Below are 24,629 nucleotides of genomic sequence, written 5' to 3'. Positions count from 1 at the left end.
GCGCGCGCGGCTGACATTCTGGGACGGCTGGGCTAACACCCGTCCCTGCGAATGGAAGTGATCCGAGCAGGCAAGGGCCCGATGCGCATCGCGGTGACAGGCGCCAATGGCGACTACGGCAAGCTGCTCCTGCCGAGACTGGAGGCGGACCCGGACGTGGAGAGCATCCTCGTGCTCGACACGAAGGAGCCCCAGGGGACGACGAAGGTGGAGTTCCACCGCGTGGACCTCACCCGCTACGACGCGGAGGGCGAGCTGACGGACGCGCTCACGGAGCGTCCGGTGGATGCCCTCTTCCACCTGGCCTTCCTCTTCGGGCCCATCCTCAACGGGCCGCTGGCGCACGAACTGGAGGTCATCGGCACGATGAACGTGCTGACGGCGGTGGGCCGCGCGCGGCTCCCCCGGCTGGTGGTTCCATCGCTCACCGTGACCTACGGAGCCCGGGGCAACAACCCGGCGCTGCTGCGGGAAGGCTCGCCGCTGTTCGGCTGTCCGAACAGCCGGTTCGTGAACGACAAGGTCGAGGTGGAGGGGCAGGTGCGGGCCTTCCGCGAACGGCACCCGGACACCCGCACCCTCGTCTTGCGCTTCGCGCCCCTGCTCGGCCGGAGCCTGGACAACCCCGTCACCCGGATGCTGTCCCACGCGGTGGTGCCGACCCTCCTGGGGTTCGACCCGCTCTGGCAGGCCATCCACGAAGAGGACGCGGGCCGGGCGCTGCACCTGGCGCTCCGGGCCGACGCGGCCGGGGAGTTCAACATCGTGGGGCGTGGAGTGCTGCCCTGGTCCGGGCTCATCCGCCAGGCGGGCGCGCAACCGCTCCCCCTGCCGGGGCCGTTGTTTCGTGGAGCACTTCGCGCGTTGGGGGTGGTGGGTGCGGGCACGTTGCCGGTGGCCCTGCTCGACTACATGCATTACTCCTGGGTCGCGGACGGTGAGCGTGCCGAATCCGCGCTGGGGTTCGTGCCCCTCCACCACGTCAGGGACGCCGCGTCGGCGCTCAGAAGGAGCCAGACATGACCAAGGGTGTCCTCGGGAATGATCCCTTCCAGCGGGGCGCCGCGACCCGCGCGGGCGACGCGAAGGACGACGCCGCGGACCCGAAGGCCGCGAAGAAGAAGGCCGCGACGCCGAAGTCCGCGAAGGGAGCGAAGCCAGCGGCCAAGGCGAAGGGCGCCAGCGGTGGCGCGTCGAAGTCCGGCTCGCGGGCGAAGGCCCCGAAGGGTGGCAGGAGTCCGGAGGCGAAGCCGGCGGCCGCCACGCCCAAGACGCCCGCGGCGAAGGTCCACCGGTTCGAGGCGCGCGAGGCCGCGAAGCACGGCTCCCGCGCGCAAGGCCCCGGCGAGGAGACCGCCCCGCTGCGCGAGCCCTCCACGCCCACGCCTTCCCGGGGGCCCCGTCCCCCGCGTCCCCAGGTCCTGGCGGAGGAGGTGCGCGCCGCGCGTCCGCCCGAGCAGACGGTGGATCGCGCGCTGACGGAGGCGCTGGCCGCGGATGCGGCGGAGGCCGCCGCGACGACGGCGGTGGGCGAGCTGTTCCAGGGGAAGCGCGGCCCGGACCGCGACATCGAGCGCGTCCTCGCCACGGAGCTCGTCGCCGAGCTGGCCGAGTCCGCCGTGCGGCAGGTCCTGGACGACAGCCATGGCGCCGCCCCCAAGCGCGAGCTGGCCACCCGCGTCGCCACCCAGGTCGCCGAGGCCACCGCGGGAGTCGCCGTGGATGAAGTGATGGACCGCCACCACTCCACCCCCGAGGAGCGCGCCCTGTCCACCGCCAAGACCAGCGACGATGGGGACCTCGACGCCGACGAAGCCGCGGCGGATGTCTGGACCGCGGACGCCTGGCGCCGCGACCCGAAGCACGTGCCGCCTCCCGAGGATCCCGACGAAACGGCGGCGGATGTCTGGACGGCGGACGCCTGGCGCCGTGACCCGGAGGGCATGGCCGCCCCCCATGACACCGACGCAGGGGATGACCTCGCGAACGGCGTGGAGCGCGGCGAGGAGGACGGCGTGCACGTCTCCGTCTCCGTCATCACGGGCGCGGCCCCGACCGACGTGGCGCCGGAGGTGGAGCTGGTGGACGAGTCCCACGACGAGCTGCCCCCCAGCCGCCGCCCCCTGTCGCTCGTGAGCGAGCCCGGCGAGTCCTCCCGCCAGGAGGAACCACCTCGCGAGGAGCCGTCCTTCGGAAGCCAGGAGGAGACTCCGCCCTCCGCGAGCTTCGCGGGCCGCGCGGCCGGCATGTTCTCGCTGGCCCGGGAAATCGCCGGACAGGCGCTGGCGAGCGAGGGGCTGGGCCGCGCCGTTGGAGCGATGCACGGCCTGGTGGAGGCGGTCCGCACCAGCCTGGGAACGGGCGGAGGCAGCCGCCTGGACGACTACGGCAAGGACGCGGAGCTGGTGGAGAACCTCCAGCCGGTCCTCGACTTCCTCTACGAGCAGTACTGGCGCGTCTCCGTGGAGGGCGTGGATCAGGTGCCTCGGGGCGCGGCCATCCTCGTCGCCAACCACTCCGGCGCCCTGCCCTATGACGGCATGGTGATGGCGCAGGCCCTCATGCGCGAGCGCCCCGACCTGCTCGAGGCCCGCTGGCTCGTGGAGGATCAGGTCTTCCACGCGCCCATGCTGGGCACCCTCTTCAACCGCCTGGGGGCCGTGCGCGCCTCGCCGGAGAACGCGCTGCGGCTGCTCGACGAGCGCCGGCCGCTGGTCGTCTTCCCGGAGGGCTACCAGGGCGCGAGCAAGCCGTTCGCGGAGCGCTACCGCCTCAAGCGCTTCGGCCGGGGCGGCTTCGTGAAGCTGGCGCTGCGCACCGGCGCGCCCATCGTCCCGGTGGCCATCGTCGGCGCGGAGGAGACGTCCCCGCTGCTGGGCCGCATCCCTGGCGGCTTCCTGGGGTTCCCGTCGCTGCCGCTCACCGCGCCGGGCCCGCTGCCGGCCAAGTGGACCATCCGCTTCGGGGAGCCGCTGACGATGGAGGGCCTGCCCCCGGAGGCCGCGGACGACCTGGGCGAGGTGCAGCGGCTCACCGAGCGCACCCGCGAATCCATCCAGGCCATGCTCCAGGCCCTGCTGCGCGAGCGCCGCTCCGTGTTCACGGGCTGAGCGCCGCGGTCCTTCAGTCCGGGGGCGTCAGCCGCAGACGCGGTTGCGCCCCTGGCTCTTGGCCTCGAAGAGGTGTTCGTCCGCGGCGCGCACCAGCTCCGAGGGCTCGCGGTGGTGCGGCTCCAGCGTGGCCACGCCCACGGACAGCGTGACGGGGATGACCTGCTTGTCGAACTCGAAGCGCTGTCGCTCCACCAGCTTGCGCACCTTCTCCGCGAGCTGGCGGGCCCCGGTGAGGTGGATCTCCGGCAGCAGCAGGGCGAACTCCTCGCCGCCGTAGCGGGCGAAGACGTCCTCGCGCCGGATGCGCGTGCGCACCGTGGACGCCAGCTGCTTGAGCACCGAGTCCCCCGCGAGGTGGCCGTAGGTGTCGTTGACTTCCTTGAAGTGATCCAGGTCCAGCATCACCAGCGACAGCACGCGCTCGTAGCGGCGGCTGCGTGAGATCTCCCGGTCCAGCTGCTCGTCGAAGTAGCGGCGGTTGTAGATCTGCGTGAGGCCGTCCATCGTGGTCAGCCGGTAGATCTCGTCGTGGTACGCCGCCTCGATGTTGCCGCCCGCGATGAACTTGAAGATCGTGCGGCCAATCTTCACCAGGTCGCCGTTCTGGAGCGACCGCCCCCCCGACGCCACGTCGTCGTTGACGAACGTGCCATTGGTGGAGCCCAGGTCCTCGATGCGCACGCCCTTGGTCGTGTTGGTGATCCGGGCGTGGTTGCGGCTCACGGCCTCCTGATCAATCTGGATGTCCGCCTTGGACGACCGGCCGATCAGCGTCTCTTCGCGGGTCAGGTCGAACTTGCGGCCCAGATCCAGGCCGTAGATGACCACCAGCGCCGCGTCCAGATTGACGGGCCGCTCGGAGATCTTCGAGATGACGGTGACGACCGTCTCCTTCTGGCCCATGACGAGGCAAACGTATCACCGCGCAATTCGCGAAAGCGAATTCACGGCGGGCATGGGTGCCCCTCCAGGTCGGAGAAGCACTGACACCCCAGCACGTCAGGGCACCCGCACGGTGCGCGCGGCGCTGACCGCCGGACGCAGCGACACCCCGAGCGAATCCACCAGTGACGCCACGAGCGTCACCTCCGGCCCGGAGCACTGGGCGGGCAGCACGAGCGTCACCTCCCCCGCCCGAGTGGCCAGGTCGCCGCGGAGCATCGCGCCGTCACAGCCCACGCCACCGCCGTGCACGGTGATCAGCACCCCGCCTTCGTCCGTGGCGGAGGTTCCGGGCCCCACCTGGAAACCCTCCACCCGGACGCGCACGGTCGCGCCGCGCGCCAGGGCCGCCCCCTCCGCGGGCTCGAGCCACGCCACCTGGGGCCGCCCGTAGTGCAGCGTGGACGCGCCATGGGTGGCCGCGGCGAGTGGTTCGGGCGCGAGCCCACCCGACTCCGCCAGCGCGGAGAGGCTCGGCGCCTTGCCCTCGGGCGTGGCCATGGACAGGGCCTCCACCGACAGGGACGCGCGCGAGCCCTCCGTGTCGCCCTGGAAGGTGCGGTCCTCGAAGCCCGCGGGAGGCACGGGGAGCCGGACGCCAGAGGTGGCGCGGCGGGCATCCAGCCAGATCGACCAGCGCCGCCCGGCCATGTTGGTGAAGGTCCCGCGCACGAGCGTCGCCGACGGCACCGGGGTGTCCATGCGCCACTCCCGAGGCAGCAGTCCGTGCCAGATGAAGGCGTCGGGGTTGTAGCGAGCGCCCTCCGGGACGGCGAGGAACGCGTCCGGGAACGTCACCGGCTGCGTGCCATCGGGATCGAAGTGGGGCGCGTCCAGGGCGGTCATCAGCGCGCTGGTGGCCACGCCCGCGGGCAGCTCGCCCCCCAGCGGACCTGACGACGCGAGCGCGAGCAGCCGGTACGCCTGCCCCTCCAGGCCGTGGTGGGCTGGCGCCATGCGCACGCGCACGAGCCCTGGCGTGGACAGCCCCGGCTGCGTGTCCGTGTTCGGATCCGCCGGGTTGACGTTGATGGCGGCGCCCAGGCCCAGCGGCACCATGCCCCGTCCGGGCGCGACCACGGAGCCCATCACCACGGTGCGCTCCAGAAAGCCGTCACGGAAGCGAGGGAGCGAGGGGACGCGCACCACGAACGGGAAGGCCAGCGGCACCTGCTGGAAGTCTTGCACCACCGGAGCCAGACGCGACGGCTCCCCCGCCCCCGGTGGCCGCAGCGTGAACTGCACGTCGCGCGAGACGACGGAGGAGAACCGCCCCGAAGGCGGCAGCGCGCGAGCCAGCAGCAGCAGCGGATCCACGCCCGGCTCCATCATCCCCGCGGGCAGTTCTCCCGAGGGAACCTGCGCGGTCAGCGCCCAGGCGGCGCGCGTGCCACAGGCGCCCCCGCGCATGGCCTCCTCCGGCTCCGTCACGTCCTTGAGCGCCGCGTCGCACACCCCGGCCAGGCCAGGCGAGTCGACGGACTCCGGCGCCGTGACGCCCAAGCCGCGCACCCAGACGTTGCCGGGCACCTGGAAGGAACGCTTCGCGCCGCCCAGCATGAGCTCCACGGAGCGCTCGGGCCCCACCTGCTGCCCGGGGGCGGCCTCCGATAGGAGCCCGGGGACCGACAGCCCCGTCATCCCCAGCGCCAGCGCGCCCGCCGCCCCCGTCGGAGCGAAGTGGGTGAACAGGGTGCGCACCCCACCCTCGCGATCCGCCGGGTTGCGGCGCAGGGGCAGCCGCAGGTCGCGCGAACCGTTCATCTCGTAGTTCGCCACGGTGAGGTAGCCGAAGTCCGGGTGGAAGACGGACACGGTCGAATCGTTCCGGGAGGCGACCACGGCCACGCCTTGCGCATCCGTCGTCTCTCGGGCCGTGGTGCTGCCCGCGACATCCGCCACCACCACCGCGGCCCCTTCGACGGGGAGCCCGGTGAGCCCGTCCGTCACCACCACCCGCACCTGTCCCTGGGCCGTGAGCTTGGGGAGCACGGTGACGCGCGCCCGGCAGCTGACGCCGCCCACCCGGGCCTCCACGGACTCCAACTCCACCCCGGCCGACTCCAGCGTGAACGAGGCCCCGGTGCTCGTGGCCTCTCCCTTCACCCGCGTGGAGAGGGCGGTCCAGGTGAGGCCCTCGCGCAGGACCACGGGCTGGCCCCTGACGTCGGACACCCAGGCCTCGAAGCGCAAGGGCGTGCCCGCGGGTGCGATGACCCGCTCCGGGACCACGCGGCAGGCCGCGACGGAGGACACGGGCGGGGGCGGACCGCAGGTGCCGTCGCGGCAGACCTCCCCGTTCGCGCACAGGGCGTCCCCGGTGCAGAGGGCGGGCACGCAGCGGCTGGCGTCACAGCGACAGCCCAGCGACTGGAGCTCACAGGCGGCGATGGCGTGCAGCTCCCCCCGGCGCGTCACCGAACAGTCGTCGTCCGAGCGGCACGCGGCTTCACAGCGAGACAGGGCCGTGTTGCAGAAGAACAGCGCGGGATCCGCGCAGTCCTGATCCACCGTGCACGCATCGTCGTTCTTCCCGCCGAAGATGCCGGGCGCGTCCGAGGCGTACATCCCGCAGCCCATGGCGCACGCCAGCAGGCATGCGAACACGAGGCCGGGGGACCGGACCGGATGGGGGATGGGACGCATGGGAACTCCGAGGGGGACCGGCCTTCCCTGGACCTTACAGGGGGATCGGCCGTGACGCGACCCACACCGCACCGGAGGCGCCCGGTCGAAAACACCGGGGTCCGGGGCGAAAGGGAAATGGGACGGGCGGGCAGGCAAAGTGTCGGTTGGCATCCGGCGCCAGGGGTTCCAGAATCGCCCGACGATGGCGCGCAGCGAGCCGAAGACCATGCAGAGCCTGCTTCCCCGGGTGCTGGCGCGACTGGCCGGGGAGTCGGGCCGCGCGTCCTCGCTGACGCCCCTCTGGGTCGCCGCGGTGGGAGAGAACATCGCGCGCCACAGCCGCCCGCACCACCTGGACGGCACCACGCTGATCATCAGCGTGGAGAACGCCGAGTGGGCCCACGTCCTCACCCGCCAGGCGGACTCCCTGTGCGAGCGGCTCAACGAGAAGCTGGGGTCGGGCACCGTGGCGGCGCTCGCCTTCCAGTTGGAGACGCGATGACGCGCGCCGCGCTCCTGAGCCTGTGGCTCGCGATGGGGAGCACCCTGCCGGGCCCCGCGGCCGCCGCCTCGCCGACGGTGGCGGCCCTCGCCGTCCCCGAGGCCGGGGCGCAGGACGCGCTTCCTTCGCTCCCGGTGGAGACGCCCCAGTCGCAGGAGGCTCGGGCCCGGGGGCACATCGCTCGCGAGTTCGAGCGCGTGGGCCGGCGAGCCCCGAGCAACGACAAGGCGCTGGAGCTCGCGGCACGGCGGCTCGCGCGCGAGGCCCTGAGCGAGTTCACCACCGGAGCCCCCGACCTGCACACGCTCACGGAGGCGGTCAGCGACGCGGGCGCGGCGGATCCCTCGCCGAAGGTGCTGGTCATCCGCGCGTGGGTGCGCACGCACGCCATCGAGACGTTCCTCGCCCGCAAGGACTTCAACGACGAGCGCACGAGCCACTTCGGCGTCGGCGTGGCCTTCCAGGGCGAGCGCTCCGCCCTGGTGCTGTTGCTGTCGGACCGCAAGGCGGAGCTCCTCCCCTTCCCCCGCGCCCTGCCGCAGGAGGGGGAGGCGCGCAGGCGGCTCTGCGGGCGGCTCGTGTCTCCGCTGCGAAGCCCCCAGGTCTTCATCACGCGACCGGATGGGGAGGTGGACGGCGTCCCGTTGACTCGCGCGCCCTCCGGCACCAACGGCTTCTGCGCCCCGTTGTCCTTTCCCTCGCCGGGCTCCTACACGGTGGAGGTGGTGGGGCAGGCGGACGCGGGGCCGGAGGTGGCGTCGCTGTTCCTGGTGCAGGTGGGCCCGCGCGCATCCCGGGGCGAGCAGGAAGCCACGCGCGAACCCACCACCCTGGCCGAGGCCCGCGAGGCCATCTACGAGCGCATCAACTCCCTGCGCCGCGCGCACCGGCTCCCGGAGCTGACGCCGGACCCGTCGCTGGAGGACGTCTCTCAGCGCTACAGCACGCGCATGGCCACCGAGGGCTTCTTCGCCCACATCGCGCCAGACGGCTCCACGCTCACGCGCCGGCTGCCGGAGGGCGCGCATTACGTGCGCGCCGGTGAGAACCTGGGCCAGGCATCGGGCCCGCTCGCGGCGCACTTCGGCATCGAGCACAGCCCGGGCCACCGCAAGAACCTGATGGACCCCGCGTTCCGCTTCATGGGCGTGGGGGTGGCCTTCCAGAAGGTGGATGGGCGCGACCAGGCCTTCGTCACGGAGGTCTTCACCGCGGCCTCGCCCGGCGCGGCGCTGTCGGCGGACCCCGTGTCGGATGCCTACGAGGCCCTGTCCCGGCACCGCGCGACGCTCAAGCTGCCCCCCCTGGTGCGCAGCGAGGCGCTGGAGCGGCTGGCGCGCGAACACGCCCGGCGCGCGCTGTCGCACGACGAACCCTCCGCGGGCGACGGCGAGCCCTCCCCCCTGCACGAGCGGGTGTTCTCGGCGCTGCCGGACGCGGGCACGGCGTCCGTGGACTTCTTCGTGGTGGGAGACCCGAGCGCCCTGCCGGAGTCACGCAGCCTCGCGGCCGCCACCAACACCCGCGTGGGCGTGGGGCTGGTGCGCGGCGACTCCAAGCGCTTCGGCCAGGGTCAATACTGGGTGGCCGTCATCTACGCCGCGGTCCCGTGATTCACGGAGCCCAGTCAGGCGGACGACGGCATCCCCGCGACCTCCAGGCCTCGCCGGGGATTGGCGGTGGCGCCGCCACGCGGACTCCGGCCACGTCCCGGGTGGGGGCGTGGCCGGTCACCTCATCGCACGGCCCGGTCCCCAGGGTCGTGTCAGACAGGCGGGTTAGACAGGACGGCGCTGCGTGGCGTACGCCTCCAGCCCCATCTGCGGAGGCGCGAGGTTGGCGTACAGCGGGCACTTCATACACGTGAACGACTGCCAACCACGACGCACGGCTTCATCCAGACAGTTGTCGTAGTGATTGCAGTTCAGATTTCGATGCGTCTCGACGCCTGCCCGCTTCGGGCCGGCTTCGGGATTGATGGTCTGCGGCAGATCGGACGGACACGGCTTCATGGAGCCTCCCCTATGAGCTGTTTCCCCCCCCGAGGTCTGTAGACGAGCAGTGCAACCGACGACAGGTCCGCCTCACACGACGGCGGTCCGGAGTAGCGCTCAACAGCGGCGCAACGTAAGGATTCCCTCCGGATAGCGCAACGGGGCGACAACCCCGCGGGACCAGCCCGTGGGCGCGGGATCTAGGACTTGTCGGGCCGACTGTCAAACCGACCCCCGCCCACCTGGTGGGGAATGTCAGTAGTTTAGCTCTCGTTCCGAAGCCGCAAGGCCGCGAAGTGAAAGGAAGAAATCCATGAGTTGGACCGGCTGGGTGGCGGGTTGGGTGACGGGGGTGGCGCTGGGACAATCCCCCACGACGCTCGAAGCCGTCCGCCTGCACCGGACCGACGCGGCGGCCCTCGTCCAGGCGGAGCTCAGCGCCTGCGAGGCGGCGAAGTGTCCCGACGCCGGCCGCCTGGGGCTGCTCGCCGGCACGCTCGTCCTCTCCGATGGAGATGCCCCCCTCGCCCGGGACCTGCTCACCCGCCACGCGGCCCCGCCGCCCCTGGAGGCCTTCCAGGCCTTCTACCTGGGGCAGGCGCGCTTCTACGCGGGCGACCCCGATGGCGCGGCGAAGGACTTCGAACGCTCTCTGGAGAAGGCCTCCCCCGCGCTCGCGGTGCGCGCGCGGGCCCGCCTGGGTGAGTCCCTGCTGGACGCCCACCGTCCGAAGGACGCGGCCCCCGTGCTGGAGTCGGCGGCGGCGGCGCAGCCCACCGCGGAGCTGCTCTTCCAGCGCGCGGCGACCCGAGAGGCCACCCACAACACAGCCGGCGCGAAGGCGGACCTGAAGGCCGTGGCGCTGCGCTTCCCCACCCACCCCTACGCCGACGAAGCGCTGGAGAAGCTGGCGGCGCTGAAGCCCGCGGTGAAGCTCACCCTTGCCGAACACCTCCAGCGCGCCAGGGGATTTCTCTCCGACGGCGCTCCGGTCCGGGCCGAGGAGGAGCTGGCGACGGCGGAGAAGCGCGCGCTGGTGAAGGGGGCTCCCGCGCAGGCGCAGGTGGCGCTGCTCCGGGCCCAGGTGTTCTTCGCGCGCGGCAAGCGTGAAGAGGCGGAGAAGGCGCTCGCGGTGGCGCGAAAGGGGCCTCCGGCCATCGCCGCGGAGGCCGCGCTGGTGGTGGCACGCCGGGCGCTGCGCTCCGATGACAACGACAAGGCGCGCAAGTTGATGGCGGCGCTGGACAAGGCCTATCCGTCCCAGGCCGCTGGCGAGGAGGGCGCGTTCTTCGCCGCGTGGCTGGACCTCCAGGGGAGCCGCTTCGAGGACGCGACCCGGTCCTTCGCGGACTACGAGAAGCGCTACAAGGGTTCGCGCCGCCGCGACGAGGCGATGTGGTTCCGCGCGCTGGCGCACATCCGGCTGGAGCAGTACCCGCAGGCACGCCAGGCGCTGGACGCGCTCGTGACGGACTTCCCGAAGACGAGCCTCGCACCCCAGGCTCGCTACTGGATGGCGCGCACGGACGAGCTCGCGGGCGCGAAGGCCGCCACCCTGGGGCCCGCGTACGAGGCGGTCATCAGCGCGGCGCCCGCGTCGTTCTACGCGCTGCTCGCCGCGGAGCGGCTGCGCGAGCTGGGCCGCACGCCACCCGCGGCCTTCCCGCAGCCGCCGAAGCAGCTCACCCTGCCCCGCCCGCCGGAGCTGGAGCTGGCGGTGGCGTTGACGCGCGCGGGGCTCTTCCGCGACGCGGCGGACGAGGTGCAGTCGCGAGTGTCGGGCCTGCGCACGGCGGACCAGGCGCTGCCGTTCGCGCACGCGCTGTTGCAGCTGGGCGAGTACGGCCACGCGCACGTCGTGGCGGCGCGCTACCTGTGGGGCCGGGCCTTTGGCGCGAAGGCGCCGGACGCGCTGGCCGCGTTCTATCCCCGCGCGTTCGCCCAGGCGGTGGAGGCGGAGGCCACCCGGCAGGCGCTGGATCCCTTCCTGGTGTGGGCCATCATGCGGCGCGAGAGCGCGTTCCGCCCGGAGGTGATGAGCGCCGCGGACGCGCGAGGCCTGATGCAGATCATCCCGCCCACCGCGACGGAGATCGCCCAGAAGATGGCGGAGCCCGCGCCCGCGCCGGCGGATCTCTTCGCCCCGGAGCGGAACATCCGCTACGGCGCGTGGTACCTGGCGCAGCTGATGAAGCGCTTCGCGCACCCGGCGCTCGCGGCGGCGGCCTACAACGCGGGCCCCAAGGCGGCGGTGCGCTGGACGCAGGAGCGCGGCAGCATGCCGTTGGACCTCTTCGTGGAGTCCATCCCGTACCGGGAGACGCGCGGTTACGTGAAGCAGGTGGTCGCGGACCTGTACCTGTACCACCGCTTCTACGAGAAGGAAGGCACCCAGTCCCGGCTGGCGATGACGGTGCCCTCCCCCTCCACGGAGGGCGTCAGCTTCTGACGCGTCCGGGCCTCAGGCGCCGCGCGAAGCCCGGCGGCGCTCAATCTCCTGCTCGAGCGTCGTCACGACCTCGGACAGGGGCAGGCTGCTGGAGTCCACGCGCACCGCGTCGTCGGCGGCCTTCAGGGGCGCCACCTCGCGGCCGGAGTCGGCGGCATCGCGCCGCGTCTGGTCCGTGAGGACGGCCTCCAGGCTGCTGTCCACGCCCTTCTGGAACAGCTCCTCGAAGCGGCGGCGCGCGCGCACCTCGGGATCCGCCGCGAGGAAGAACTTCACGTCCGCGTCCGGGAACACCACCGTGCCGATGTCCCGGCCCTCCAGGATGGCCCCCGCCTGGGCCTCCAGCGCCAGCCGCCGCTGGAGCGCGAGCAGCCCCGCGCGCACCACCGGCCGGCCAGACACCTGAGAAGCGCCCATCGAAATCGTCGGGGTGCGGATCTCCCCGGACACATCCTCGCCCCCCAGGAAGACGTGGTTCTCCTCGCCCACCACCTGGAAGTGGATGCGCACGCGCTCCAGCAGCTCGCCCAGCTTCGCGTCGTCGTCGAACGCGATGCCCTCGCGCGTGGCCATCAGCGCCACGCAGCGGTAGATGGCGCCCGTGTCCACCAGCGCGAAGCCCAGCCGGCGCGCCAGCACCTTGGACACGGAGGACTTGCCCGCCCCGGCCGGCCCGTCGATGGCGATGATGAACGGCCGCGGGCTCACGACAGGACCTCCGTCAGCGCGCTCACGCAGCGCGCGTTCTCCGCGGGCGTGCCCACGGAGATGCGCAGGCAGGTGGGAAAGCCATTGCCCGCCACGGGCCGGACGATGACGCCCCGGCGCAGGAGCTGCTCGTACACCGCGCCCGCCGGCCGGCGGCAGTCGACGAAGACGAAGTTCGCGTGGCTCTCCGTCAGGGTGACGCCCAGCTTCGGCAGCTCCTGCTCGAAGTAGCGCAGGCCCGCGTGGTTGTTCTCGCGCGTGCGGCGCACATGCTCCGTGTCATCCAGCGCGGCCATGCCCGCGGCCTGCGCCACCACGGTGAGGTTGAAGGGCATGCGCGTGCGGTGCACGTATCCCGCGAGCTTCGTGTCCATCACCGCGCAGCCCAGCCGGATGCCGGCCAGCCCGTGGATCTTGCTGAAGGTGCGCAGGCCCACCAGGTTCGGGTGCGCGTGGAACAGCTCCACGGCGCTCGCGTAGTCGGGCCAGTCCACGAACTCCGCGTAGGCTTCATCGTGGATGACGAGCACGTCCTTCGGCACCGCCGCCAGGAACGTCTCCAGGTCCTTGCGGCCGAACGTGGTGCCCGTGGGGTTGTCCGGGTTGGCCAGGAACACCATCCGCGTGCGCGGCGTGACGGCGCGCGCCATGGCCTCCAGGTCGTAGCGGAAGCCCTCGCGCATGGGGATCTCGACGAAGCGCCTGCCGTGCGCCTGGGCGGAGATGCGGTACGCGGGGAAGGACCCCTGGCACAGGAGGATGTCCTCCTCCGGCGTGGTGAACGTGCGCATCAAGAGCTCGATGAGCTCATTGGAGCCGCTGCCCAGGACGACCTCCTCCGGCTTCACGCCCAGGTGCGCGGCGAGCCGACGCACCAGATGGAAGCTCGTGGCGTCCGGATACAGGTGCACCTGGGTGGCGGCGTTGCGCATGGCCTCCACCGCGCGGGGCGACGGGCCCAGCGGGTTCTCGTTGGAGGCGAGCTTGATGACGCCGGTGAGGCCGTACTCCCGCTCGGTCTCTTCGATGGGCTTGCCCGGAACGTAGGCCTTGAGCGTCTCCACATAGGGAGGAACGAGCGGTCGCATGGAAGGGGGGCCTCTTACTTGCCGGAGAACATGCCGAGCGCGCGGAACTTGTCGTAGCGGTCGCGCACCAGCGCGTCCGGCGACAGCTCCGCCAGCTGGCCCAGGTGCTTGCGCAGCGTCTTGCCCAGCGCCTCGGCCGCCTTGGCCGGGTCGCGGTGGGCGCCACCCGGAGGCTCGGGAATCACCTCGTCGATGATCTTCATCGCCAGCAGGTCCGGCGCGGTGGGGCGCATCGCGTCCGCGGCCTTGTCCGCCTTGGTGGCGTCGCGGAAGAGGATGGAGGCGCAGCCCTCCGGGGAGATGACGGAGTAGACGCTGTTCTGGAACATCAGCACGCGGTTGCCCACGCCGATGGCCAGCGCGCCGCCGGAGCCGCCCTCGCCCACCACGGTGGAGATGATGGGCACGCGCAGCCGGCTCATCACCTCCAGGTTCATGGCGATGGCCTCCGCCTGCCCGCGCTCCTCCGCGCCGATGCCCGGGTACGCGCCCGGCGTGTCCACGAAGGTGAGGATGGGCTTCTCCATCCGCTCCGCCAGCTCCATCAGCCGGCGCGCCTTGCGGTAGCCCTCCGGGCGCGGCATGCCGAAGTTGCGCGCCATGTTCTCCTTCGTGTTGCGCCCCTTCTGGTGCCCGATGAGCATCACCGTCTTGCCGTCGAAGCGCGCGAAGCCGCCGACGATGGACGGGTCCTCTCCGAAGTGGCGGTCGCCGCACATCTCGAAGAAGTCCGTGAAGAGGTGCTGGACGTAGTCCAGGAAGTACGGACGCGCGTTGTGCCGCGACAGCTGCACCACCTGCCAGCGAGACAGGTCGCTGAAGATCTCCGTCTGGAGCTTCTTCGCCTTCTTCTCCAGCTTGGAGATCTCCGAGGAGAAGTCCACGGAGCCGCTGGTGGAGAGGACCTTCAGCTCTTCGATCTTCTTTTCCAGCTCGATGAGCGGGCGCTCGAAGTCGAGCGCGTAGCCAATGCCGGTTGCCATGGCGCGGAACTAGCACCAGGGTTCAGGCCAATCAACGCGCAAGCGGTTACGCACCCCCCCTGGAATGTCCCAGGGGGTCGCCCGTCTGGAGCGCCATGGTCCTCGCCCTGTCCCTGCTGGCCCTGACGCTGTCCGCCGCGCCGCCCGCGCCCCCCTCGGGCCGTGCCCTCAACACGCAGGGCTTCCGGCTCTATCAGGCCGGCCGCTACCCAGAAGCGCTGGAAAAGTTCCAGGCCGCCGCCCAGGCCGCCCCGGACTACGCCCTGGCCCACTACAACGCCGCGGCCACCCTGGGCCTCCTGCGCAAGCAGGGCAAGGTCTGCGAGTACAGCGCCTACCGCGACACCATCGTGGAGCTGCTGTCCACCGCCGTGCGCCTGGACGCGCGCCGCCTCCAGCGGGCGAAGGACGACAGGGACCTGGACGTCATCCGGGACACACTCGGGTGGCAGCGCCTGCTGGGCCGCACCCCACGGAAGGAGGCCGACGTGCCGGCCCTCCTGCGCGCGGTGTCCTGGTACGGCCCCGGCGTCGGCGTCCATGGCACCACACGCGCCTTGAAGTTCCTGAACGGGGGCCGCGTGGAGCTCTGGAGAAGAGAAGTGGACGACGCCGGGACGCCCCAAGAGTCGCGGACACCGGGCACGTACACCGTCCGGGGCCGCGCCGTGGAGGTGACGCTCCCAGGCGCGGGCGCGATCACCGGCGCCCTCGGGGAAACGGGCACCCTGTCCTTCCCGGAGCCCCTGGGCGCCTTCACCGACAGCCCCTCGGAGTGCGACGCCTGAAGTGATGGCCCGTGCACGCCTACACCGTTCCGGGGCGCGCCACCCTGGCGCGCCTGCCTGCCGGTGACCAGCTTCTGGTGCGGAGGGGGAAAACGGTGGACCGACTCAATGCAAGACACTGGGGGCTGGTCGCCATCCTCGCTTCAGGGCCCTTCGTGCTCGCCTTCGTGCTGGGCGCCACGGCCCCGGAGCTGCTTCAGCCAGTGCTGGGCACCCCCTTGGGAGGGTTGAGCTGGGGGCTCGCCACCCTGCTGGGGATCATCGGCGGAGCTCTCTTCGCGCGCATCCTGGCGGACCTGCAACGCCCGCGCATCCAGGCGTCCCCTCCGCTGCGCTTCCTGGGGACGGTGGGCGGCGCCAGCGCGGTGGTGGCCCTGTGCATCGTGCCGGCGGTGGCGCTGCTGCTCGTTGGACCGGGTTGGGTCCTCCAGCAGCACCTGGAGTCACTCCCCGTGGCCCCCACGGTCAGCTCGCTCAAGACGAGCGCCGAGGATCTGCTGGGACAGGCGCGCCGGGCGTATCCCCACCGGCTGCCGCTGTCCCTGCTGCTGCCGGGCCCCCACTAGGGGCGCCCGGCCCGTCACCTCAGGCCGCCTTGATCTTCGCCGGCGGCGCGGACAGCGCGTACCACGCGGTGCGGAACGCCTTGAGCTCGCGCAGCCCCGCGGGGTGACGGCCCAGCGCGGGCGCCATCGTCACGGGCAGGCCGATCTTCTTCTCGATGGCCTTGGCCGCGTTCAGCTCCAGCTTGCGGCGGTTCTCGCACTTCTCACAGGTGGACTTGGGGCCCACGCGGTTGACGAGCACCCGCTCCACCTGGAGCTTGCGCTCCTTCAGGTACTCCACCAGCCGCTCCGTGCGGGACGCCGCCAGCTCCTCGCCGCGCGTGACGACCACGAAGCGGGACTCGCTGGGCGACGCCAGCGCGTCCTCGAAGCGCTTCACGTGCTTGATCATCGCCGCCAGGTCATCCGCCAGCTCGCCCAGGCCCTTGGCGCGGTGCTTGTTGAGGATGGCGTGCAGCGCGCCCAGCCACGTCTTCGCGGTGTCCGCCAGCTCCACCACGCGCACGGACGTCACCTGCGGCGACGAGTCCACCACGATGCGCTTGAACCGCTCCTGCACCAGCGCGTCCGTCAGCACGGACATCGCCGCCAGCTCGTCGATGCCCGGGGGCGCGCACTCCAGCAGGTTGCGCAGGTAGAGCAGATCCGTCGGGACGTCGTTACCCGCCTTCGGCGCGCCCTCGAAGGCCTTCTCCGCCTTCTCCTTGAGCCGCTTGCGCAGGGCATTGAACCACCCCGCCATGTCCAGCTCGCGCGCGTACAGGCCCTTGGTGCCCTTCACCTGGGTCTCGGTGTCGGTGAGCCGGCTCTGCAGCACGTCCGACAGCGAGTGCGCCGGATCCGTGGAGATGAGGAGCACCGGCCCCTCCTTCTCCGTCAGCGTGACCGCCGCGGCGGCGGCGCAGGAGGACTTGCCCACCCCGCCCTGCCCCACGAAGAAGATGAGCCGCGTGGGCGGCAGCGGCGGCGCCGCGATGGGCGGCATGGACGGGGCGCGCACCAGCGCCGGAGGTCCCTCGGCCGCGCTGAACTCCAGCGCCTTGGTCTCCTTGCCCGCCGCCCACTCCTTGGCGAACTCCTTCAGCCCGTCCAGCCCCCGGGGCGCCACCTCGCGGCGGCCCAGCAGGTTCACGGGCACGGTCTTGTCCAGCGCCTGGTACTTGCGCACGTGCGGCGCCTGGAGGCCGCGGCGGCCCTGGCACGCAGGACAGCCCTGGTGATCCTCCACCTGGTTGACCACCACCTCCGTCACCGGCAGCCCGCGCTCGCGCAGCTGGGTGAAGTACATGCGCGTCTGCGACTCGGGGACCGGCTCCGCCAGCGCCACCAGGTGGAACGCCGTGCGCGCCGGATCCTTCAGCAGCGCCAGCAGCTTCTCCGCCTTCTGGCCCACCTGCTCCAGGAAGCCGCCCTGGGAGGCCTGCGCGGCCTCCGCCTTCTTGCCCTTGCCCCCGGAGGCCGGCACGCGGTCCTGGCCGGCCTTCACGAAGCCCAGGAACTTGCGCAGCTGGGTGGGCAGGTCGAACAGGCGCAGCGTGTGGCTGGTGGGCGCCGTGTCCACCACGATGCGGTCGAACTCGTCCGACTCCAGCAGGTCCACCACGTGGAAGAGCGCCACCAGCTCCTCCAGCCCCGGGACCGCCTGCTGGTAGAGCTTGCCCAGCTCCTCGTCCGACAGGTGCGTGCCCTTCACCGCCGCCTTGGCCAGCGCCGGGAGGTACTCCGCCAGGAACGGCTTGAGCAGCGCGGACGGGTTCAGCTCCGCGCCCCACAGGCCGCCTTCGCCCTTGCCCGCCTGGAGCTTCGTCGGCTTCGCCGGAAGCTTCTTCTTCACGAGGTCCGACAGGGACTGGACCTGATCCAACGAGACGACCAGCACCCGGTGCTTGGGCGCTTCTTCGGAGAGCCTCACCGCGTACGCTGCCGCGAGCGTGGTCTTGCCGACCCCGCCCTTGCCGCCGAAGAAGTGAAGAACTCGCGCGTCGCTCATTGCGTTGTGGCCTTCCTTGTGCCCCCCCGGCGGCACCCCAGATCACTCACGTCGGACGACCGCGCCCGTGGGGGCGGAAGTGGCCCGATATGAAACGTACCGGCCGGGCCCTCACCAACGGGTGGGAGAGTTCCGGAGGATCCCCCGTCCAGGGGTGAAAAGTCAAGAATTGACAGGGGTTTTCGAGACCTCCCCCACCCATTTAAACCGCCCCCGAAGGCCTCGCCCGGGCCCTTGCGGGAGCCCCGCCAGGGGTCCGGAATCCCGGGCCGTCCACCTACCTGACAGGTCAGCGGACGGTAGACGTTGGCCCACCCTGGGTCCGATCAGCGGGTGAGGAAGCTGCTGGCGCCCAGGGGACCATCGTTGCCCTGCCCGCCCAGGGGGCTGCCGCCGCCCGGGGAGCCCTGGGCCCGGCTCTCCGCCGCGTAGCGGTTGAGCTTGTTGTAGAGCGTCTTCTCGCTCACCCCCAGCACCTCCGCCGTGCGGGCCTTGTTGTTCCCGTTGCGCTGGAGGCTGCCCAGGATGTACTCGCGCTCCACGGCGTCCAGGCTCAGGCCGAACGGCAGCTTGAACGTGTGGCGCTCCGGGCTCTTGCCGGCCATGTCGGGCGGCAGGTGTTCGCGGGTGATCAGCTCCCCGTCGCAGAGGATGACGGCGCGCTCCACGGCGTTGCGCAGCTCGCGGATGTTGCCCGGCCAGTCGTGGTTCTTGAGCACCTCCATGGCCTCCGGGTGCACGCCGGAGACGCGCTTGGCGGAGTCCCCGCGGAACTTGTCCACGAAGTGCTGAACCAGGATGGGCACGTCGTCCCGGCGCTCGCGCAGCGGCGGCAGGTGGAGCTGGAACACGTTGAGGCGGAAGTAGAGGTCCTCGCGGAAGCGCTGGTTCTTGATCTCCTGCTTCAGGTCGCGGTTCGTGGCGGACAGCACGCGCACGTCCACTTCGATCTCCACCTTGCCGCCCAGGCGGCGCAGGCGGCCCTCCTCCAGCACGCGCAAGAGCTTGGCCTGCAGGTCGATGGGGATCTCTCCCAGCTCGTCCAGGAAGAGCGTGCCGCCGTGGGCCATCTCGAAGACGCCCGGACGGCGCTGATCCGCGCCGGTGAAGGCGCCGCGCTCATGGCCGAAGAGCTCCGACTCGATCAGGGTCGCGGGGATGGACGCGCAGTTGATGGCGATGAAGGGCTTGTCCCGGCGCAGGGACAGGTTGTGCACCGTGCGGGCGACGACCTCCTTGCCCGTGCCGGACTCGCCGCTGATGGAGACGCTGGCCTTGGAGGGGGCCACCTTCTCGATCATCTCGATGACCTTGCGCATCCCCGTGGAGCCGGCGATGAGGTCCGTGGAGCCCAGCTGCTTGAGGCGGCGGCGGAGCGTCTGCACCTCGCGCAGGGTCTCCTTCTTCTCCAGCGCGCGGTCGATGCAGACCTTGAGCCGCGCGGTGTCCAGCGGCTTCACGATGAAGTCGTAGGCGCCCTCGCGGATGGCCTCCACCGCGGTGTCGATGGTGCCGCGGCCAGTCAGGAACACCACCGGGCAGTCCGGCAGCTCCTCGCGCAGGTTTCGCAGCAGCCACAGACCATCCGTCTCCGGCATGGCGAGATCCGACAGGACGACGTCGGGCCGGAACTCACCGGCCTTGCGGAGGGCGTCATGCCCGTCGAACGCGGTCTCGACCTTGTGCCCCCAGGCGGACAGCATCTCCGCCAGGGCCTCGCAGGTCTCACGTTCGTCATCCACGGCCAGGATTCGTGCGCTGCCCAAGGTGAAAACCTCCACTGCGATGAAGCGTGATGAAGCCGCGAGAAGAGCGTCAGCGCCCGACGGGGGAATCAGGCGCGCGGGAAGACCAGGCGGCAGGAGCCCGCCCGGACGGTGAACTGGATGCCCAGCTGGGCCGCGCGGAGCGTCAGCGCGGCCACCGTGTCGGTGGCCTGCTCGGGCGCCGGGGAGCCGTCCTCCACCTCCAGGACGGCGTGGGGGCCCTCCGCGCGAACCGCCACGACCACGGTGCCGCCCGGATCCGCGCGGTTGAAGGCGCGCATCAGCACCTGCACCACGAAGAAGCCCAGCTCGGTGGTGTCCTCCAGACGCGCCTGCACGTCCGGTTCGAGGACCCGCTGCACCTGCACCCGGCGCCGGCGGCTCTCGTGGCCCAGCACGTCCAGGGCCTTGGCGGTGGCGTCCGACAGCGGCGCGTCCCCGGAAGGGCCCGCCCCGCGAAACACGATGAAGTCCGAGAAGAGCTTCAGCAGGCTGTCCACGCGCGCGATCTGCTCGCGCATGGCCTTGAGGTTCTTCTCCTGCGTCGCGGGCACCTGACCGGAGTCGCCCTTGAGCTTCTCGGAGAGGACCTCCAGGTGGATGGCCAGCGCGTTGAGCGGGTTGCGAACGTCGTGCAGCAGGCTGTCCATCAACGGCGGTACGGCGTCGTAGCGGGCCGCGCCCACCACGGGGTCCGACACTTCCTGGACAGAAGGCACACTGCTGGCCATCGCTGATGAGCTAACCACCTGGAACTCCTAGGAATTTCCGTCGCCCCACCCCCGCCGCCGCCCTGCCGAAGTCAGGATTTAGGGAGCACCCCTGGGATCGTCAACCCTGGGGCGGTAATTCTTGCCGGAGTTCTAGAATTCCCGTGTAGAGACAACCACTTACGTGGCCTCGCAAGTGTCACTCAACCAACGTCGACCCGGGACCAGGCGATCCGCGCGTCCAGGGTCTGTCCACCCCTGGACATCGCGTTCGGCTTCAGGTGCCGGTACCGCTGGCGGGAGCGGCTGGCGGCTGCGCGGCGGCCCCCAGGCCGACGAGCTGGAGGCCCAGGCGGGCCGCGTACTCGAAGATGCGCGGATCCCGGTAGAACTCGCCAAAGACGATGCGGGTGCAGCCGCTGTTGGCGATCAGCTTGAAGCACGGCCAGCAGGGGCTGGCGGTGGTGTAGATGGTCGCCCCGTCGATGCGGACGCCGTTCTTCGCCGCCTGGATGATGGCGTTGGCCTCCGCGTGGACGGTGGCCACGCAGTGGCCGTTCTCCATCATGTGGCCCACCTCGTCGCAGTGGGGCAGGCCGCGGATGGCGCCGTTGTAGCCGGTGGACAGGATGGTCTTGTCGCGCACCAGCACGGCGCCCACGTGCTTCCTGTCGCAGGTGGCGCGGGTGGCCACCTGCAGGGCGATGTCCATGAAGTACTGATCCCAATTGCCCCGAGCGGACATGCGCGTGAAACCTCCGGAGGATGAGCCCGCAGCTCTAACGCCGCTTCAAGTCCGGACCAACTAAACGGAAAAGCCCCCGGAGGCTCAGCGACTCGCGGTCTTCCGCGCTCCCGCACCCTCCGCGTCGGCCGCGCGCTCCAGCAGCCAGCCGAAGCCCTTGGCCTGGAGGAAGCCGCGCACCTTGGCGCTGGGCGCGGCGAACGTCTCGCCGGGCATGGGGACGTCGAAGCTGTAGTTCTGGGTGGCCACCTCGAAATCCACCTTCGCGGTGCGGTAGCCCTCCACGATGGCGAGCAGCCGCCCCGTCTCCAGGCTGAAGATGCCGCCGCCAGAGGCCCCATAACCAATGGGCGCGTCCGTCTTCAGCATGCGTGGGAGCTTCGTCCGAGGGTCCCACTCCACCTGGGACACCATGCCCCCGGAGATGGACAGCGCGCGGCCGTAGGGGGACGCCGCCACCACCACGTCCTCGCCGGGCTCCAGCTCATCGTCCCCGGCCAGCTCCGCCGCGGGCCACGTCACGCCCGGCACGCGCAAGAGCGCCAGATCCAGGTCCGGGACCTCCCCCGTGGCCACCACCTCCGCGGCGTACTCGTGCGTCTCCGCGCGGAGATCCATCACGGCCTTGAGCACGGGGTTCTCCAGGTCGCCCTGCTCCACCGCGTGCGCGTTGGTGAGCACGTAGCTGACGGGCCCCGACGCCCCGGCCTCCGTCCCGATGACGACGCCCGACGCCGAGCTGCGCACCTTGCCGCCAACCGTCGTCACCAGCCGCACGTTGAGCGGGAGGATGCGCCGCACCATCGCCTTGCGCGTCGGCCGCGGCGTGGGCTCGGACCTCGCGAGCGCCCGCTCCACCCGCGGCGGGGCCCGCGGAGGCGCCGCGGCCGAGGGGGCTTCGACGGACGGCGACGGGGCACTGGCGCACGACACGAGGGCCCACAGCAGGGGCGTGCCCGACAACAACCGGTTCATCAACACTCCAGGCGCAAGAAGAGGAGGGACGCGAGACGACGACACACGCGCGACTTGGTGCGACGCCCCATCATCCCGAGCCCCGGCCCGGCTTTGAAAGCAGGCGGGCAGGCATCGGCTTCCAGTGCCTGCCCGGCGCGGCCGTCAGGTGTAGCGCTGACGCATGAGGAACAGGATGGCGTCCTTCGCGCAGAACTCGCAGTAGCCGTAGCGCTCCGCCATCGTCTTCAGCGTGTCCTGCACCTGGGACTGCTCGCGCGCGGAGAGCTGGTTGCGGTCCTCGGAGAGGTACTTGAGGATGTTCTCCTTGTTCTTGCGCAGCACGCGCTTGCGCTCCTCGAAGTAGTGGTCGCGCAGGCGCTTGAACATGTCCGGGAAGATGCGCGGGTAGTCCATGGCGCCGTCCGGGTTGTCCAGCCGGTGCGCGCCGATGGACGCGATGAGGCCCCGGCGGAAGTCCGCGGGCGCCTCGCCCTGCGGCATCACGATGGCCTCCACCTCCGCCATGCGCGCCTCGTCCGGCTTCTCCGACTCGCCCGTCACGCGGTTGCGCATCTTCTCCCCGCGCACCCAGTGGCTGACGCTCTGGATGTAGCGCTCCACCAGCTCCCGGTACTGGCCCTCCGACACCAGCCCCATGGAGTCGCGCACCTCCGAGTCCACCCGGTCCAGGTACTCGGTCTCCACCACCCGCACGAACGTCTCGTGGTCGTGGTAGCCGTCCATCACCTCCTGGAGGAGGAACTCGTAGACGCTCTTGTCCTTGCAGAGCGCATGCAGCTCCTCCAGCACGGCCAGCGCGTGCAGGCACTTGTAGTCCGGGTTCTGCGCGGCGTTGAAGAGCGCGGTCTTGATCTCCCTCGCGCTCGCGCCGGAGCGGCCCTCGTAGTTGGGGTACGCGTCCGACTCCTCGTACATCTCCTCGCGCAGCTTGAGCAGCTCCTTGGTGTTCGTGGACGACAGCCGCCCGGGCGCCCCGCCCTCCTGGTACAGGTGCAGCTTCTCCGCCGGGGCCACCTGATCCACCAGCGGCTTCACGTTGGCCGGGTAGCGGTCCGGGATGGGCTTCTTCAGGCGCGTGAGCACCGCCCACATCGCGGCCACCTCCGTCGCGTGGGGCGCGACGTGCTTGCCCACGCTGGTGCCGGTGATCTGCGCGTCGTAGATCTCCTGCTCGACCTTGTAGCGGCGCAGGTACGGCACGCGCACCAGCTCGATGCGGCCCTTGAACGAGGCGAAGTCCGGCAGCTCCTTGAAAGCGGACAGGTGCTTCTCGTTGGAGGACGCGATGAGCACCTCGTCCAGCTGGAGCACGAACGGCTCCAGGGGAACCTCGCTGGTCTCACTGAAGCCCAGCAGGTACTTGAAGGCCTCCAGCGGGCGCTTGAGCAGGTCCGCGTATTCGATGAGGCCCCGGTTGGCGTGCACCAGCGGGCCGTGCGGCTCGAAGAGCACCGTGCTGTGCAGGGCCGCGGGCAGGTTGAGCTGCGTGCGGTCCGCGGAGATCTGCTGCGCGGCGGCGTCCACGCTCATCTGGGGCTCCACCGTCACCGTCCCCACCTGGTAGCGGCGCGACACGTAGAAGCGCTCCACCTGCACGTGCCTCAGGACCTTGAGGTAGTCCCCGCCGTAGGCGTTGAGCAGCGCGGTGTAGATGCGGCGGCACTTGGCGCACAGCTCGCCGTCGCGCACGTAGTCGGACAGGAGGAAGTCCCCCGTCGCCCCGTCGCCGGTGCCCAGGCCCTTCTTCTTGAGCGCGCCCTCCAGCAGGCCCCTGCGCTCTGAAGGGGGGACCGCGAACAGCGGGTGGTCGCGCAGCTCGCACGGCATGCGCAGGTCCAGGGCCTCCGCGTCCAGGTGGGCGTACGAGGTGAGCTCCCCGTCGCCGGACTGCGCACCCGGGCGCTCGCCGAAGCCGATGGAGCCCTTGATCAGCTTCTCCGACGGGAACACCCAGGCGATGCGGTACAGCGCGCCCTGCGGCTGGCGGGAGTAGTCCTCCATGCCCAGCTTCAGCGCGTTCACCAGGCTGGACTTCGCGCTGCCGTTGGGGCCGTGCAGCATGATCAGCTTGTTGATGCGGCCGGCGCGCACGAAGTTTCCCAGCAGGCGGTAGAGGGCGTTCTGCACCTCCTCCTGCCCGGCGACCCGTCCGTCGTGGTCCGTGGACGGCGCGTCGAAGACCTTGAAGCGCCGGATGGTGCCCGTGGGGTGTGGCACCTGCTCCGTGCCGTAGTGGTCCATCACGTCCCGCAGATACTGCGCCGCGTTGCGTGACTGCCCTCTCGGGTCCGCGAAGAAGAGCGACAGGTACTCCTCGAAGGACAGGATGGACCGGTTCTTGACGAAGTCGGCGCTGACCTGCGCGCCCACCTCCTGCAGATAGCCCTTCGCTTCCACGGCGGCTCCCCTCTGGTAGGTGAGTGAATCCCTCGGATGTAGCCACGGCCCTGCGCCGTCGCATGTGAACCCCAGGGGAAGACCTTCGTTCCCGGCCCCCGGGATGTAAAGCGAGCGCCCCCTCTCCCGGGGCCGGTGTGTTGGGGGCCGCGCGCTTGGCGCTGGCCGTGTCCCACCCTGCCAGACGGGCGTCCGGCGGCGGGAGGGGGCAAGGTGTCGTCCGTCGGATGACGGATGGCTGGCGATTCGCGCACCCGGGACGGGTGAGATACGGTGCCGGGA

At 71.2% G+C, this 24,629-nt stretch carries 19 protein-coding genes; 7 read left to right on the top strand and 12 right to left on the bottom strand.

Features of this window, described 5'->3' with window-relative positions:
* Positions 1–51: 51 nt before the first annotated feature.
* Both GTY96_RS24740 and GTY96_RS38345 read left to right on the top strand, forming a co-directional pair.
* Positions 52–1,023, top strand: a complete 972-nt coding sequence (locus GTY96_RS24740) for an SDR family oxidoreductase (RefSeq protein WP_143909321.1) — start codon at positions 52–54, stop codon at positions 1,021–1,023.
* On the top strand, positions 1,020–3,110 hold the full coding sequence (locus GTY96_RS38345) for a lysophospholipid acyltransferase family protein (protein ID WP_143909323.1): 2,091 nt from the start codon (positions 1,020–1,022) through the stop codon (positions 3,108–3,110). Before GTY96_RS24740 ends, GTY96_RS38345 begins: the two co-directional genes overlap by 4 nt.
* Positions 3,111–3,137: 27 nt before the next feature.
* Here the strand turns inward: GTY96_RS38345 and GTY96_RS24730 are convergent, their stop codons facing one another.
* Positions 3,138–4,016 carry a GGDEF domain-containing protein gene (locus tag GTY96_RS24730; protein ID WP_143909325.1) on the bottom strand — a complete coding sequence of 293 codons (879 nt, stop codon included), beginning with the start codon at positions 4,014–4,016 and terminating at the stop codon, positions 3,138–3,140.
* Between the two features lie 96 nt (positions 4,017–4,112).
* Positions 4,113–6,701, bottom strand: coding sequence for a carboxypeptidase regulatory-like domain-containing protein (locus GTY96_RS24725; protein ID WP_161665981.1), 2,589 nt, complete (start codon positions 6,699–6,701; stop codon positions 4,113–4,115).
* A 184-nt stretch (positions 6,702–6,885) separates the two neighbouring features.
* On the opposite strand from GTY96_RS24725, the gene GTY96_RS24720 reads away from it, so the two are divergent.
* Together GTY96_RS24720 and GTY96_RS24715 are read left to right on the top strand one after the other, a co-directional pair.
* Positions 6,886–7,185, top strand: a complete 300-nt coding sequence (locus GTY96_RS24720; RefSeq protein WP_143909329.1) for a DciA family protein — start codon at positions 6,886–6,888, stop codon at positions 7,183–7,185.
* Positions 7,182–8,798 (top strand): CAP domain-containing protein, encoded by a 1,617-nt coding sequence (locus tag GTY96_RS24715; protein ID WP_186002209.1) that lies wholly within the window; start codon positions 7,182–7,184, stop codon positions 8,796–8,798. Before GTY96_RS24720 ends, GTY96_RS24715 begins: the two co-directional genes overlap by 4 nt.
* Before the next feature lie 165 nt (positions 8,799–8,963).
* On the opposite strand, the gene GTY96_RS24710 is transcribed toward GTY96_RS24715, so the two are convergent.
* On the bottom strand, positions 8,964–9,197 hold the full coding sequence (locus tag GTY96_RS24710; protein WP_143909331.1) for a hypothetical protein: 234 nt from the start codon (positions 9,195–9,197) through the stop codon (positions 8,964–8,966).
* 295 nt (positions 9,198–9,492) lie between these two features.
* Here GTY96_RS24710 and GTY96_RS24705 point away from each other — a divergent pair, with 295 nt between their 5' ends.
* The gene (locus GTY96_RS24705) at positions 9,493–11,628 is read left to right on the top strand and encodes a transglycosylase SLT domain-containing protein (RefSeq protein WP_161665980.1); all 2,136 of its coding nucleotides are present in this window, start codon (positions 9,493–9,495) and stop codon (positions 11,626–11,628) included.
* A gap of 12 nt (positions 11,629–11,640) precedes the next feature.
* On the opposite strand, the gene cmk is transcribed toward GTY96_RS24705, so the two are convergent.
* The 3 genes from cmk to GTY96_RS24690 are packed head-to-tail and all read right to left on the bottom strand — an operon-like array spanning position 11,641 to position 14,407.
* Positions 11,641–12,336, bottom strand: coding sequence for a (d)CMP kinase (gene cmk / locus GTY96_RS24700; protein ID WP_143909335.1), 696 nt, complete (start codon positions 12,334–12,336; stop codon positions 11,641–11,643).
* Positions 12,333–13,424: a histidinol-phosphate transaminase gene (gene hisC / locus GTY96_RS24695; RefSeq protein ID WP_161665979.1), complete on the bottom strand. Its 1,092-nt coding sequence runs from the start codon at positions 13,422–13,424 to the stop codon at positions 12,333–12,335. Before hisC ends, cmk begins: the two co-directional genes overlap by 4 nt.
* A gap of 14 nt (positions 13,425–13,438) precedes the next feature.
* Complete coding sequence (locus GTY96_RS24690) at positions 13,439–14,407, bottom strand: acetyl-CoA carboxylase carboxyltransferase subunit alpha (protein WP_143909339.1); 969 nt, start codon at positions 14,405–14,407, stop codon at positions 13,439–13,441.
* Between the two features lie 95 nt (positions 14,408–14,502).
* Between GTY96_RS24690 and GTY96_RS24685 the strand changes: the two genes are divergently transcribed.
* Positions 14,503–15,195, top strand: coding sequence for a hypothetical protein (locus GTY96_RS24685; RefSeq protein ID WP_201756341.1), 693 nt, complete (start codon positions 14,503–14,505; stop codon positions 15,193–15,195).
* Between the two features lie 95 nt (positions 15,196–15,290).
* Positions 15,291–15,761: a hypothetical protein gene (locus GTY96_RS24680; protein ID WP_161665978.1), complete on the top strand. Its 471-nt coding sequence runs from the start codon at positions 15,291–15,293 to the stop codon at positions 15,759–15,761.
* Positions 15,762–15,780: 19 nt separating this feature from the next.
* Here the strand turns inward: GTY96_RS24680 and GTY96_RS24675 are convergent, their stop codons facing one another.
* The 6 genes from GTY96_RS24675 to GTY96_RS24650 form a co-directional block, all read right to left on the bottom strand.
* Entirely contained in the window at positions 15,781–17,751 is a 1,971-nt protein-coding gene (locus GTY96_RS24675; protein WP_143908831.1) for an ArsA family ATPase, read from the bottom strand.
* A 326-nt stretch (positions 17,752–18,077) separates the two neighbouring features.
* Positions 18,078–19,517, bottom strand: a complete 1,440-nt coding sequence (gene nla6, locus GTY96_RS24670) for an enhancer binding protein Nla6 (protein WP_143908829.1) — start codon at positions 19,515–19,517, stop codon at positions 18,078–18,080.
* 68 nt (positions 19,518–19,585) lie between these two features.
* A complete protein-coding gene (locus GTY96_RS24665) occupies positions 19,586–20,248 on the bottom strand; it encodes a histidine kinase dimerization/phospho-acceptor domain-containing protein (RefSeq protein WP_186002188.1) in 663 nt (220 codons plus the stop codon).
* Between the two features lie 256 nt (positions 20,249–20,504).
* Entirely contained in the window at positions 20,505–20,972 is a 468-nt protein-coding gene (locus tag GTY96_RS24660) for a deoxycytidylate deaminase (RefSeq protein ID WP_143908825.1), read from the bottom strand.
* An 84-nt stretch (positions 20,973–21,056) separates the two neighbouring features.
* Positions 21,057–21,947 carry a S1 family peptidase gene (locus GTY96_RS24655; protein WP_161665977.1) on the bottom strand — a complete coding sequence of 297 codons (891 nt, stop codon included), beginning with the start codon at positions 21,945–21,947 and terminating at the stop codon, positions 21,057–21,059.
* Positions 21,948–22,091: 144 nt separating this feature from the next.
* The gene (locus GTY96_RS24650; protein ID WP_143908821.1) at positions 22,092–24,347 is read right to left on the bottom strand and encodes a PrkA family serine protein kinase; all 2,256 of its coding nucleotides are present in this window, start codon (positions 24,345–24,347) and stop codon (positions 22,092–22,094) included.
* Positions 24,348–24,629 lie beyond the last annotated feature (282 nt).

The organism is Corallococcus silvisoli (assembly GCF_009909145.1).
GTDB lineage: Bacteria > Myxococcota > Myxococcia > Myxococcales > Myxococcaceae > Corallococcus > Corallococcus silvisoli.
The sequence above is the reverse complement of the archived record's forward strand: the minus strand, read 5'-3'. Positions and strand labels throughout refer to the sequence as shown.